The sequence below is a fragment of the Paraburkholderia fungorum genome (assembly GCF_003610895.1).
GTDB lineage: Bacteria > Pseudomonadota > Gammaproteobacteria > Burkholderiales > Burkholderiaceae > Paraburkholderia > Paraburkholderia fungorum_B.
Map to the genome: position 1 here is coordinate 22,347 of NZ_MCAS01000036.1, position 12,480 is coordinate 34,826.

General features: G+C 63.5%; 11 protein-coding genes. 7 read left to right on the forward strand and 4 right to left on the reverse strand.

Translation table 11 applies throughout. The features are described 5' to 3' along the window. Positions 1–6: 6 nt before the first annotated feature. Both BCY88_RS28715 and BCY88_RS28720 read left to right on the forward strand, forming a co-directional pair. Positions 7–1,206 carry an acetyl-CoA C-acyltransferase gene (locus BCY88_RS28715; RefSeq protein ID WP_120347548.1) on the forward strand — a complete coding sequence of 400 codons (1,200 nt, stop codon included), beginning with the start codon at positions 7–9 and terminating at the stop codon, positions 1,204–1,206. 125 nt (positions 1,207–1,331) lie between these two features. Beyond that, a complete protein-coding gene (locus BCY88_RS28720) occupies positions 1,332–2,102 on the forward strand; it encodes an enoyl-CoA hydratase (RefSeq protein WP_120347549.1) in 771 nt (256 codons plus the stop codon). 58 nt (positions 2,103–2,160) lie between these two features. Here the strand turns inward: BCY88_RS28720 and fdhD are convergent, their stop codons facing one another. Then, positions 2,161–3,000, reverse strand: a complete 840-nt coding sequence (gene fdhD, locus BCY88_RS28725) for a formate dehydrogenase accessory sulfurtransferase FdhD (protein ID WP_120347550.1) — start codon at positions 2,998–3,000, stop codon at positions 2,161–2,163. A 158-nt stretch (positions 3,001–3,158) separates the two neighbouring features. Here fdhD and BCY88_RS28730 point away from each other — a divergent pair, with 158 nt between their 5' ends. Then, a complete protein-coding gene (locus BCY88_RS28730) occupies positions 3,159–3,635 on the forward strand; it encodes a nitrate reductase associated protein (RefSeq protein WP_120347551.1) in 477 nt (158 codons plus the stop codon). 218 nt (positions 3,636–3,853) lie between these two features. Beyond that, positions 3,854–6,964 (forward strand): sensor domain-containing protein, encoded by a 3,111-nt coding sequence (locus tag BCY88_RS28735; RefSeq protein WP_120347552.1) that lies wholly within the window; start codon positions 3,854–3,856, stop codon positions 6,962–6,964. Between the two features lie 27 nt (positions 6,965–6,991). Here BCY88_RS28735 and BCY88_RS28740 read toward each other — a convergent pair whose 3' ends face one another. Then, positions 6,992–7,894 (reverse strand): LysR family transcriptional regulator, encoded by a 903-nt coding sequence (locus BCY88_RS28740; protein WP_120347553.1) that lies wholly within the window; start codon positions 7,892–7,894, stop codon positions 6,992–6,994. Between the two features lie 111 nt (positions 7,895–8,005). Between BCY88_RS28740 and BCY88_RS28745 the strand changes: the two genes are divergently transcribed. Continuing rightward, positions 8,006–9,310: an MFS transporter gene (locus tag BCY88_RS28745; RefSeq protein WP_120347554.1), complete on the forward strand. Its 1,305-nt coding sequence runs from the start codon at positions 8,006–8,008 to the stop codon at positions 9,308–9,310. 122 nt (positions 9,311–9,432) lie between these two features. On the opposite strand, the gene BCY88_RS28750 is transcribed toward BCY88_RS28745, so the two are convergent. Beyond that, positions 9,433–10,047: a glutathione S-transferase gene (locus BCY88_RS28750; RefSeq protein WP_120347555.1), complete on the reverse strand. Its 615-nt coding sequence runs from the start codon at positions 10,045–10,047 to the stop codon at positions 9,433–9,435. A 159-nt stretch (positions 10,048–10,206) separates the two neighbouring features. Here BCY88_RS28750 and BCY88_RS28755 point away from each other — a divergent pair, with 159 nt between their 5' ends. Both BCY88_RS28755 and BCY88_RS28760 read left to right on the forward strand, forming a co-directional pair. Further along, positions 10,207–11,112, forward strand: coding sequence for a LysR substrate-binding domain-containing protein (locus BCY88_RS28755; protein WP_120347556.1), 906 nt, complete (start codon positions 10,207–10,209; stop codon positions 11,110–11,112). A 223-nt stretch (positions 11,113–11,335) separates the two neighbouring features. After that, positions 11,336–11,662, forward strand: a complete 327-nt coding sequence (locus BCY88_RS28760) for a DUF4148 domain-containing protein (protein WP_120347557.1) — start codon at positions 11,336–11,338, stop codon at positions 11,660–11,662. 175 nt (positions 11,663–11,837) lie between these two features. Here the strand turns inward: BCY88_RS28760 and BCY88_RS28765 are convergent, their stop codons facing one another. Further along, entirely contained in the window at positions 11,838–12,233 is a 396-nt protein-coding gene (locus BCY88_RS28765) for an acyl-CoA thioesterase (RefSeq protein ID WP_120347558.1), read from the reverse strand. Between the last annotated feature and the right edge of the window lie 247 nt (positions 12,234–12,480).

Below are 12,480 nucleotides of genomic sequence, written 5' to 3' on the forward strand. Positions count from 1 at the left end.
CTTTAAATGACAAAGCAATTGCAAGACGCATACATCGTCGCCGCGAGCCGCACGCCGATCGGCAAGGCGCCGCGCGGGATGTTCAAGAACACGCGCCCGGACGAACTGCTGGTGCACGCGATCAAGTCGGCCGTGGCGCAAGTGCCCGGCCTCGACACCAAGGTGATCGAAGACGCGATCATCGGCTGCGCGATTCCGGAAGCGGAACAAGGGCTGAACGTCGCGCGCATGGGCGCACTGCTGGCCGGCCTGCCGAACACGGTGGGCGGCGTCACGGTGAACCGTTTCTGTGCTTCGGGCCTGACCGCGCTCGCCATGGCGGCTGACCGGATTCGCGTCGGCGAATCGGACGCGATGATCGCGGGCGGCTGCGAATCGATGAGCATGGTGCCGATGATGGGCAACAAGCCGTCGATGTCGCCGCATATCTTCGACCGTAACGAAGACATCGGCATCGCCTACGGCATGGGTCTGACGGCGGAGAAGGTCGCCGAGCGCTGGAAGATCAGCCGCGAAGCACAAGACGCGTTCTCGGTCGAGTCGCATCGCCGTGCCATCGCCGCGCAGCAGGCCGGCGAGTTCAACGACGAAATCGCGGCGTACACGATTACCGAGCGTTTCCCCGACCTCGCTACCGGCGAAGTGCGTATCAAGACGCGTGAAGTCGCGCTCGACGAAGGCCCGCGTGCGGAAACGTCGCTGGAAGGTCTGGCGAAACTGCGCGCGGTGTTCGCGAACAAGGGTTCGGTGACGGCGGGCAACAGCTCGCAGACATCGGACGGCGCGGGCGCGTTGATCGTCGTGTCGGAAAAGATGCTGAAGGAATTCAACCTGACGCCGCTCGCCCGTTTCGTCAGCTTCGCCGTGCGCGGCGTGCCGCCGGAAATCATGGGTATCGGCCCGAAGGAAGCGATTCCGGCCGCGTTGAAGGCCGCCGGTCTGAAGATCGAGGACATGGACTGGATCGAGCTGAACGAGGCGTTCGCCGCGCAATCGCTGGCGGTGATTCAGGACCTCGGCCTCGATCCGTCGAAGATCAACCCGCTTGGCGGCGCGATCGCACTCGGCCACCCGCTGGGCGCGACGGGCGCAATCCGTGCGTCGACGGTTGTGCACGGCCTGCGCCGCCGCAACTTCAAGTACGGCATGGTGACGATGTGCGTGGGCACCGGCATGGGTGCGGCGGGCATCATCGAACGTCTGTAAGCGTGTTTGCCCAGGTCCTGACAGTGATCCTTGCAGCGCCCCCCTAAGGACCGCGGAAACGGTTCGCAGGCCAACCGGCTTGCGAACCGTTTTTTCCATTCAGCAGCAAAGAGGAATACGAGGAGATGACAATGGATATTCTGGTCGAGCGCGCCGACGGCGTGCTGACGATTGCCTTCAACCGCCCCGACAAGAAAAACGCGATCACGGCCGCGATGTATCAGACGATGGCCGACGCACTGGTCGAAGCGCAGGGCGATGCATCGGTCCGGGCGATTCTGATTCGTGGCAGCGTCGGCATCTTCAGCGCCGGCAACGATCTCGAAGACTTCATGAAGACGCCCCCCGGTAGCGAAAATTCGCCGGTGTTCCAGTTCCTGCGCGCCATCAGTTCGGCGGAAAAGCCGGTGGTGGTGTCGGTAGCGGGGCCGGCAGTCGGCATCGGCACGACGCTGCTGCTGCACTGCGATCTGGTGTATGCGGCGAATACGGCGAGCTTTTCGCTGCCGTTCACGCAGCTCGGGCTGTGTCCGGAAGCGGCGTCGAGTTTGCTGTTGCAACGCGTGGCCGGTTATCAGGCCGCGGCGGAAAAACTGCTGCTCGGCGAAGCATTCGACGCCGCGGAAGCGCAGCGCATGGGCTTCGTGAATCGCGTGTTGCCGGTGGCTGAGGTCGATGCGTTCGCCGCCGCGCAAGCGGCGAAGCTGGCGGCGCTGCCGGCTTCGTCGCTGCGGGTGACGAAGAGTCTGATGAAGCGCGCGAGCCAGCAGGAGCTGCAAACGCAGATGGCCGAGGAGGCGGTGCACTTCGGCAAGATGCTGCTCGCGCCGGAAGCGCGTGAGGCGTTCAAGGCGTTCTTCGAGAAGCGCAAGCCGAACTTCCGGCAGTTCGATTGAGCCAGTTGCGGTGCGGGTGGGTTCAGACACCTGAAAATAATTCAGGCGTCTGGAACGCTCAGGGTTGCGCCGGCTGCAAGGTGTCGTAATCGACGTAGCTGGTTTCCCGGCAGAAGCTGACAAGCCGCACGCCCGCTTTGCGGGCAATCGCAATCGCCAGCGACGACGGAGCCGAAATCGTCGCGACCATCGGCACGTCGACACGCGCTGCCTTGCGCACCAGCTCGTAGCTGGCACGGCTCGACAGAAACACAAAACCTTCACGGGTGTCCGCGCGATCGAGCACCAACTGGCCGATCAGCTTGTCGAGCGCGTTGTGACGGCCGACGTCTTCGAACGCGTAGCGGATCGCGCCTGCCGCGTCGCACCATGCGGCGGCGTGCAGGCCGCCGGTCAGACGCGTCAGCGCCTGGTGTTCGGGCAATTCGCGCGCGGCACGAGCGATCGCATCCGGCGCAAGCCGTTGCAGAAAGCCTGTGTCAGGCACGCGTTCCGGTTTCAGATCCAGCAGATCGATGCTTTCGATGCCGCATACGCCGCAGCCGGTGCGCCCGGCGAGCGCGCGGCGCTTTTCCTTCAGCGCGACGAAAGCCTGTTGCACGACCTTCAATTGCACTTCGGCGTGCGGCAATTCGTCGTCGTCGTGCAGTTCGACCTCGATATCCTGAATGTCGCTGCCGCGTTCCACGATCCCTTCCGAAATCGCAAAACCGACCGCGAACGCTTCCAGATCGCGTGGCGTGCACATCATCACCGCATGCGAGATGCCGTTGAAGACGAGCGCCACCGGCCACTCCTGACCGACGTGATCGGTGACGGTTTCGACCGCCGCGCCGCGATGCCGGTGCACCTCGCGCTCCACGGCGCCGGGCTGTCCGGCTGTTTCCAGTTCGTTCAAGCGATTTCACTCCTTTCATGCCGCGCGCGTTTGAGCCGCGTGCAGCCTTGCCCGGCGGCGCGAAGCGGCGCCAGACCACACCGCTATCGCGCGAATAAGGTTCTAAAATACCTCAAGCTGGGCTTGCGTGTTGCCCGCCACCAAAGGGGAATACTGTCATGGCACTCAACGAAGCACCGCTTCTGTTCAACTTCGAAGTTGCGTCTTCGGAGAATTTCACCTTCATTCCGATGTCGGTGCGTTTCAATCTCGATCGCTTCGGGTTGCGCATCACGCTTGAGCAGTGGCAGTTGTTGCCGCTCGAAGACCGCAAGCTGCTGGCACGGTTTCCGGTCGAGGAAGACACGGAAATCGAGCCGAATTTCGACCATGCGCTGTTCGAAATGCTGCGCACGCACGCGAATGTCGAGCCGGAGTGGTTCACACCCGAGGCAGCGCCTGTCTGGCGCCGTACCGATGCCGTACCCGAGGGTGTCGCGCATCAGGCAGGACTTGCCGGTATGGCCGTGCCGGGCGTTGCTCAGTGGGCCGAACTCGAGCCGTTCAAGCGCTATGTACTGGCTAAATTGTCGCGTAAGCCGGAAAGCAACCACGACTTCGTTCCCGCGATGAAGGAATTTGGCGCGGCCGGCTAGGTACGGCCGGTTAGGTGCGGCCGGCTAGGTACGGCCGGTTAGGCGCGGCCGGCTAGCTGCTGCCGGCCAGGCAAATTATTTCGCCTCCACCCCTCAATCTGTTCCGAGCCCTGCCGTTATCCATGGGTTGGCGCGTAAAAAGATTCGACTCGCTGTGATCCGACACAGCGAAAGCGGCCCCGCGCTCCCGCCCTCAGAACGATTGACGTTCGGAACCCATGACTCCTTTTTTATCGAAACGGCTGCTGATCAATCTGGCGGTCGTCGCCGCGGCGGTCGGCGCGAACGCGTTCGTCGCCTATACGCAGATTTGCGGCCAGCGCGACGCCGACGCGCGCATGCTGCGTTCGACGAACGTGCGCCAGAATCTCGACGCCTACCATACCGCGCTGGACAGCGGGCTGGCGGCGCTCGGCCGTTTCGAAGCCTCGGGTGAGGCTGCGCCTGTCACCGAGGCTGCCGCCATGGCGAGTTCGCTGGCCAACGTGGAGCGCGAGCTGCGCAAAGAACTCGCCGGTGAACCGGCCCTGCTCGATACGCTTGCCAAACTCAGCACGGACAGCCACGCGCTGCAGCACGATATCGACGATGCGCTGTTGAAGAGCGCCCACGCTACGCCAAACGAGTCGCGCGCGTGGGCGGCGTCGACCTATACGCATCTCGGGCTGGGGCTCGGCCGTGTGGAATCCAGCCTGTCCGCGCTGCGCAAGCAGGAAAACGACCTGTTGCAGGCGTCGCTCGCGGCGTCCGCGAACGAAACCCAGCGCGCCATGTTCCTGCTGATCGTGACGATGCTGGCCGGCAGCGCGCTCCTGATCTTCACGTTCGGCGCGCGCGAAAGCCGCGCTCGCGAAAAACTGCGCACCGTCCGCGCGCTTAGCCGCAACGACGAACGTTTTCGCGGCCTGTTCGATGATCATCCTGTGCCGATGTACATTTTCGATCGCGAGACGCTGCGCTTTCTCGCCGTCAACGCGGCCGCGATCCAGCAATACGGCTACACGGAAAGCGAATTTCTCGGTATGACGATTCGCGCGATCCGGCCGCAGGCCGAAATCTCGCGCCTCGAATCGCACCTGCAGCGCAGCGACGTCCTGCATCACGGCCGCACGATGGCGGGTGTCTGGCATCACCGGCGCAAGGACGGGTCGATGATCAGCGCCGACATTTCGTATCACGCGCTCAACTTCGTGGGCCGTGCCGCTTTCTTCGTGCTGGCCGACGACGTCACCGACCAGATCAATGCCGAAGCCGAGGCGCAGCGTTCGAACCAGATGCTCGAAACGGTGATCGACAACATTCCGCAGCGGATTTTCTGGAAGGATCAGGAGTCGCGCTATCTCGGCTGCAACATGGCGTTCGCGCGCGACGCGGGGCTCTCTTACCCCGAGCAGGTGGTCGGCAAGAGCGACAACGACATGCCATGGCGCGCCTTTGCCAGTCTGCTGAGCGAGCACGATAAGGAGGTGGTGACCACCGGCGTGCCGAAAATGAATTTCGAGGTCGACCTGGTGATCGACGGCGTGCATCGCACCACGGTCACTAGCAAGCTGCCGTTCACCGACGGCGACGGGCGAGTGATCGGCGTGCTCGGCTCTTACACGGACATTACCGAACGCAAGCGCGCCGATCTGGCCTTGCGTTTGCAAAGCCGCGCGCTCGATGCCAGCGTCAACGCGATTCTGATTACCGCGCCGTCGCCGTCGGGCAATCTGATCGAATACGTGAACCCCGCGTTCATGCGCATCACCGGTTACGATCCCGCCGAAGTGATCGGCCACGATTGCCGCGTGCTGCAGCGCGACGATCGCGACCAGGAGGGCGTGGCCTTGATCCGCCAGGCGCTTGCCGCGAACCGCGAGGTGAGCGCCGTGGTGCGCAACTATCGCAAGGACGGCGCGCTATTCTGGAATCAGCTGTTTATTGCGCCCGTACCGAACGCGGAAGGCGTGATCACGCATCACATCGGCGTGATCAACGACGTGACCGATCTGATCCGCTATCAGGAACAGCTCGAATACCAGGCCAACTACGACAGTCTGACGCGGCTGCCGAATCGCAACCTGCTGCGCGATCGCCTGCAGCATGCGTTGATCGTCGCGCATCGGCATCACAAGGGTGTCGCGGTCGTGTTCATCGATCTGGACGGCTTCAAGAACGTCAACGACAGCCTCGGCCATAGCGTCGGCGACCGCCTGTTGAGCGTGGTGGCGGAGCGGCTCGCGCGTTGCACGCGCACGAGCGACACGGTCGCACGGCATGGCGGCGACGAGTTCGTGATCGTGATGACCGACACCGTCGACGAGCAGTCTCTGATCGCGTGGATGGAGCGGGTGCGCGCGTCGATTTCCGAGCCGGTGTGGCTCGACGGCACCGAGTTGTACGTGGGTTGCAGCATGGGCGCGAGCCTCTTTCCGCAGGACGGCGAAGACGCGGAAACGCTGATGAAAAAGGCCGACCTCGCGATGTATCGCGCGAAGGACATGGGGCGCAATACGTTCCAGTTCTATCAGCCGGAGATGAATGCGAGCGCCGGCGCGCGCCTGAATCTCGAACGGCGTTTGCGCCGCGCCTTGCGCGACAACGAGTTCCTGCTGCACTACCAGCCGCAGGTGGATATCGGGAGCGGGCAGATCGTCGGCACCGAGGCGCTGGTGCGCTGGCACGATCCGGAAGTCGGCCTGGTGCTGCCCTCACTGTTCATTCCGGTCGCGGAAGAGAGCGGCCTGATCGGACCGCTGTCGGAATGGGTGTTGCGCGAAGCGTGCCGCCAGAACAAGGCATGGCAAGACGAGGGCTTACCGCCGGCACGGGTGTCGGTGAATCTGTCGGCGCGTGTTTTTCAGCAGCGCGATATCGCCAAGCTCGTCATGCAGGTGCTGGCCGAAACGGGGCTCGAGCCGCAGTACCTCGAACTCGAACTCACGGAGAGCACCATCATGCGCAATGCCGAAGAGGCGGTGTCGATGCTCAACGAACTGCACGCGCTCGGCATCGGTCTTGCCATCGACGACTTCGGCACCGGCTATTCGAGCCTCAGTTATCTGAAGCGCTTCCCGGTGGACCGTTTGAAGATCGACCGCTCGTTCGTGTCGGATATCGGTGTATCGGGCGACGACGAAACGATCACCTCGGCGATCATCGCCCTCGCGCATTCGCTGAAATTGCAGGTGATTGCGGAAGGGGTGGAGACGTTGGCGCAACTCGACTTCCTCAAAGAGCGCGCGTGCGACGAAATGCAGGGCTTCTATTTTGCGAAGCCCTTGTCGACGGATGCAATTTCCGCGCTATTCCAGGGTGGCGCCACGCACGAGCCCGTGGCCGTGTAATTTGCTCACGCGCTACGCGAGACCTGTTCAGCGTGACGGCTCGTTGTCCGCAAGAATCCGCGCGGCCATGAAATCGATGAACACTCGCAGGCGGGGCGGCACGCTCCGTCCGGCCGGCCAGACGATGCTCAGATCGATCACCCGCTCAACGTAGTCGTCGAGCACGGTGCAAAGCACACCGTCTTTCAGCGCCTGCCGCACCGAAAAATCCGGCATGCAGGCGATTCCCAAGCCGCGCATTGCGAAGCACACGCGCGTTTCGACGTTGTTGCAAACCATCGAGATCGGCAAGCGCACCTCGCGCTCACCCGCTTCGCGCCGCAGCGGCCAGACTTCCAGCTTGCCGTTCGTCGGATAGCGGTAATGCAGACAAACATGATCCGCCAGATCGGCAGGCTTTTGCGGCGTGCCGTGCCGGGCAAAATAGGCCGGTGCCCCGACCAGCGCTACGCCGAACGAACCAATTTGCCGCGCGGCGAGGCGTGAATCCGCCAAGGCGCCGGTGCGCACAACCACGTCGAAACCTTCGTCGATTACGTCGACCACGCGGTCGCTGAAATCCAGATCCAGTTCGATCTCCGGATACGCCACCATGAAATCGGCGAGCACCGGCAGCACCAGCGAACCGACCATCGGCAGACTCACGCGCAAGCGGCCGCGCGGCGAGCCGGCGCTTTGCGACATTTCCAGTTGCGCCGCTTCGATCTCGGCGAGGATGCGCCGGCTGCGTTCGAGAAATTGCATGCCGTCGGTGGTGAGCGTGATGCTGCGCGTGCTGCGATGAAAAAGCCGCACGCCGAGCCGTTCTTCGAGACGCGCGATGCGCTTGCCGACCGCCGACGCCGACACGCCGAGCAGCCGCCCGGCGGTGACGAAGCTGCGTGTTTCGGCCACCTGCACGAATACCAGGAACCCGCTCAGACTTTCCACCGTTGCCTCCGATTCCGGACATAAATGTCCGCAGACCGAGGAACTCTATCCCAGTTTTTCTCCGGTTGCCGGATTCGTATGATGGCTGTATCCCCCTTTGTTGGAGCCGCCATGTCCGAATTATCCGAGCCGTCCCGGTCTTCTCGCCGTGCGGCACCGCGTGCCGCGCACTCGACGTCATCGGCACCGTCTGCGCAAACCGCCGACCGCTTGCCGCTGTCTGGTTTGCTCGCGCTCGCCACAGCCGGTTTTATCACCGTCCTCACCGAGGCGTTGCCCGCCGGTCTGCTGCGCGAAATGAGCGGTGACTTCGGGGTGTCGGCGGCGCTGATCGGGCAGCTCGTCACCGTGTACGCGGCGGGGTCGCTGCTGGCGGCGATTCCACTCGCAATCGCGACGCGCGGCTGGCGCCGTCGTCCGCTGCTGCTGATGGCGATCGCGGGTTTCATCGTCGTCAATACGGTGACGACACTGTCGACGAACTACACGCTCACACTGGTCGCGCGATTCTTTGCCGGCGTGTCGGCCGGTCTGTTGTGGGCGCTGCTCGCCGGTTACGCGGCGCGCATGGCGCCGGCGCATCTGCAAGGGCGGGCCATTGCCGTGGCGATGACGGGTGTGCCGCTGGCCTTGTCGCTGGGCATTCCGCTTGGAACGCTGATGGGCGCTTCGATCGGCTGGCGTTATACCTTTGGCGCGATGAGCGTGCTGACGGCCGTGCTGCTCGGCTGGGTACGCTGGCAGGTGCCTGATTTCGCCGGTCAGCCGGCCGGACAGCGCACGACCTTGAGCGGCGTGCTCGCCTCGCGCGGCCTCAAGGCGGTACTCGCGGTGATGTTCGCTTATGTGCTCGCGCACAACATCCTTTACACCTATATCTCGCCGTTCCTCGCGCTCGCGCATTTGCAGCAGCGTGTGGATGCCGTGTTACTCGTGTTCGGCGTGATGGCGCTCGTGAGCATCGCGATCGTCGGCGTGCTGGTGGACCGGCATCTGCGCCGGCTGACGCTGATCAGCGTCGCGCTGTTCGCCGTGGCGGTCGTGGCGCTCGGTCTGGCGAGCGAGTTGCCGACGGTCGTCTATCTCGGCGTGGCGGCGTGGGGGCTCGCGTTCGGCGGCGCCGCCACGCTCTTTCAAACGGCGTCGGCGCGGGCTGCGGGCGAGGGCGCCGACGTCGCGCAATCGATGATCGTGACGACCTGGAATCTCGCGATCGCGGGCGGTGGGGCGTTCGGCGGCATTGCGATCGACCGGTACGGCGCGGTCTCGTTGCCGTGGGTGGCCGCGGTGCTGTTGATCGGCACGCTGCTGTGTATCGGTACCAATGCGGGCGTCAAGGCGCTGCGCGGCAGTCGTACGCGCCGGGCGGCGGCCACGACCGCCGACGCGCGTCTCGATCTGTGCAGCCGCCAATGAAAGTGTGAACCGGTGGCTGGGTCGCTGTGCGTGGCGTGCTGTTCCTGCACGGTTGCAGGAACAGCACGCGATGTACCGCACCATCATTGGCTGATCGATATCCGGTCTGCCCGGCGGATAACTCAGACGGCAGGCGTGTCGAGGAAAACCGGCAGTTGTTCCGCCACCTCGGAAAATGCCTGCAAGTGGGGATGCGCTGCCTTGGTGACGATCTCCGGCAAGTACATCTGCGTGAAGTTCCACGCGACGGCCACCGTCACGTCTACTGCACCGAAATGGTACGGTTCGACCGGCAGCGGTGCCGACGCGAGTTCCTCTTCGAGTTCGCGGTAAGCCGCATGCAACTGCTCGGTCACCCGCTCGACCCACGGTTCATGCTGCTTCTCCGCCGGACGCAGATTGCGCTCATAGACGATCTGCACGGTCTTTTCAGAAGCGGCCAGCGCGAGGCCCGTCAGGCGCGCCGCGCGCAGACAGTGTTCCGGTTGTGTCGGGAAGATTCGTTGATCTGGCGCGGCGAGCGTGGTGACGTACTGCAAGATCACGGTCGAATCCATCACGCTCTGGCCGTTGTCGAGGATCAGCGTCGGCGCTTTCACGACCGGGTTGATCTTCGCGAACGCGTCATACGTGCTGAACACGGAAATCGCCTGATGCTCGAAGTCGAGCTTCAGCAACTTCAGGCAGATGGCGACGCGCCGCACGTAGGGCGAATCCAGCATTCCGATCAGTTTCATCTCAATCCCGTTAGAAGATCTATATGGCGGCCCCGTGCGGGCGGTATGTGGCTATTTGCTTGTCAGGCGGCGCTTATGGAGCACAAGGCTCATAGCCTAACTGTCTTTTCATGGCAAAAAAAGCGACATTATTCGACGGTTTACGTCAGAATTTCTTACATGAAGCCCATTCCACCGCTCACCGCCTTACGCTGCTTCGAAGCCGTCGCCCGGCTCGGCGGCGTCACGCCGGCCGCGCGGGAGCTGCACGTCACGCATTCGGCGGTCAGTCAGCAGATCAAGGTGCTGGAAGAGTCGATGGGCGTCGCGCTGTTCGTGCGCGAAGCACGTGGCTTGCGGCTCACCGACGACGGCCGGCTCTACGCGCTCGAAATACGCTCGGCGCTGCGCGACATCACCCAGGCAACCCGCCGCGCGCAGGCGCGCCCGCACGAAAGCGAACTGGTGATCGCGACCTTGCCGTCGTTCGCGCAGCATTGGCTCATGCCGCGTCTTGCGAGCTTCCGCGAGGCCCATCCGTACTATCGCGTGCGCCTGCTGACGAACCTGCAGATCGAGGATTTCCGCCAGGGCACGAGTGACATCGGGATTCGCATGGGGCAGGGACATTGGCCCGACGTCGCGCAACAAAAGCTATTCGACGACGACATGCTGGTGGTCGCGGCGCCGCATTTCGCGCTCGGGCCGCAGGGCCGTTTTCCACGCACGGCCGAGGACGTGCTCGCATGTCCGCTGATATCGAGCCCTGACGCACCATGGAGCGACTGGTGCCAGGCCGCGCAGGTGGGCGAACCGGCCGCCGAAGCGGCGGTGTTGTCGGCGAACGATTCGAACATCGTGATCGGTGCCGTGTTGCTTGGACAGGGCGTCGCGCTCGAACGGCGCAGCCTCGTCGCGCATGCGCTCGCGCGGGGCGAACTGGTGCAGATCACGGACATTTGCGTGCCGTATCGCTATCCGTACTGGCTGGTCTGGCAGCAACGCGAGATTCTGAACGCAAAACAGGCGCATTTCGCCCAGTGGATCGATGCCCAGGTCAGCGCCTATTTGCGCAGTGGTGCCTGAAGCGGTGCGTGAGATTGCGCGCCGATTGGTCCCCACGCGGCGCCACTCGCGGGGGATTACCGGTTTGCGCTCGGGTGACAGTCGTATATATTCGGGATTCCCGTTTCAGACTTCGGGAACCACGAAGCATCGATTCACGTGGCGTTGCGCCCGCCTTTCGCTGCTCGCACTCCGTCAAGGGCGTTTCGCCGTCGAATATCTTCCAATACGACTGGAGAGAACAATGACTTCTTCACCTGCAAAGAAATGGGCTGTGCTGCTGGCATCGGTTGTACTGAGCGTGGCTTCGGTTGCACCGGCGTTCGCGCAAACCGACGCAAGCGCGCCGGCGGCCGATGCCACCAATGCCGCCAAGCCGTCGGCTGCCTCCAAGGCGGCCGCCAGGGCGCAACGCAAGGCCGCCCGCAAGGAAGCACGCGCGAAGAAAAACGCAGAGTTGAAGCAATTGGAGAGCAACGGGTACAACCCGTCGCGCAACGATCCGAACTATCCGACGAATTTGCAGAACGCGCAGAAGAAGGCGGCGGCGGGCGCGGCGGCGAGCCAGTAAGCGGCTGCGGACCGGATGGAGGTTACGGTCTTGCCGTGTTCGCGCTGGAGATCTGTGTGAATGCTGGCGGGTCAATGAGGCTTGAAAGTGCGGCCTGAAACCGCGGCCTGACAGGCACGGCATATGAAGCTCAACGAGGCGCCCAGGCGCCTCGTTTTCGTTCAATGGCCGAGGCTCACTCCAGCACCGGCAGCGCGCGCGGGCGCCGGTCGCTATCGGTTGCGACGTAGGTCAGGGTTGCTTCGGTGACCTTCACGACGTCTTCGGTCAGGCTCATACGCTGTGCGTAGACCTCGACCGCCACGGTGACCGATGTATTGCCGGTCTTGACGATGTCCGCATAAAAGCTCAACAGATCGCCGACGAACACCGGCTGCTTGAAGACGAACGAGTTGACCGCGATGGTCGCCACCCGGCCGTTGGCGCGGCGGCTTGCCGGGATCGAACCGGCGATATCCACTTGCGCCATGATCCAGCCGCCGAACACGTCGCCATGGACATTCGCGTCCGACGGCTGCGGCACGACGCGCAGCGCGCAATGCTTTTGCGGAAGTTGAAGGAGGTTAGTCATCGGGGCACCCTTGAATTTCGTAATGGCTCGGTCGGCTCGACAGGCAGGCGGGGGATTTCACGACAACTGCACTGCACAGTACAGCCGGCCGCCGCACAGCCCATGAAAAGCGGCGCCAGCCAGCTTCTGCGACAATAGAGAGATCAGGAATTGTACGGGAAAGCGCCCAGCCGGGTCGCGCGACATCAAGCAGAGTGCCGGGTTTGCGCGCTGCCGGTCGGCGCGCCGCTGCGAACTCCGTCGTTTC

What these genes read in the sequence shown, in the direction of transcription:
- BCY88_RS28745 (WP_120347554.1), top strand. Translation starts at nt 8,006, where the DNA reads ATGTCCGAATTATCCGAGCCGTCCCGGTCTTCTCGCCGTGCGGCACCG.
- BCY88_RS28755 (WP_120347556.1), top strand. Translation starts at nt 10,207, where the DNA reads ATGAAGCCCATTCCACCGCTCACCGCCTTACGCTGCTTCGAAGCCGTC.
- BCY88_RS28715 (WP_120347548.1), top strand. Translation starts at nt 7, where the DNA reads ATGACAAAGCAATTGCAAGACGCATACATCGTCGCCGCGAGCCGCACG.
- BCY88_RS28760 (WP_120347557.1), top strand. Translation starts at nt 11,336, where the DNA reads ATGACTTCTTCACCTGCAAAGAAATGGGCTGTGCTGCTGGCATCGGTT.
- BCY88_RS28765 (WP_120347558.1), bottom strand. Translation starts at nt 12,233, where the DNA reads ATGACTAACCTCCTTCAACTTCCGCAAAAGCATTGCGCGCTGCGCGTC.
- BCY88_RS28720 (WP_120347549.1), top strand. Translation starts at nt 1,332, where the DNA reads ATGACAATGGATATTCTGGTCGAGCGCGCCGACGGCGTGCTGACGATT.
- BCY88_RS28730 (WP_120347551.1), top strand. Translation starts at nt 3,159, where the DNA reads ATGGCACTCAACGAAGCACCGCTTCTGTTCAACTTCGAAGTTGCGTCT.
- BCY88_RS28750 (WP_120347555.1), bottom strand. Translation starts at nt 10,047, where the DNA reads ATGAAACTGATCGGAATGCTGGATTCGCCCTACGTGCGGCGCGTCGCC.
- BCY88_RS28735 (WP_120347552.1), top strand. Translation starts at nt 3,854, where the DNA reads ATGACTCCTTTTTTATCGAAACGGCTGCTGATCAATCTGGCGGTCGTC.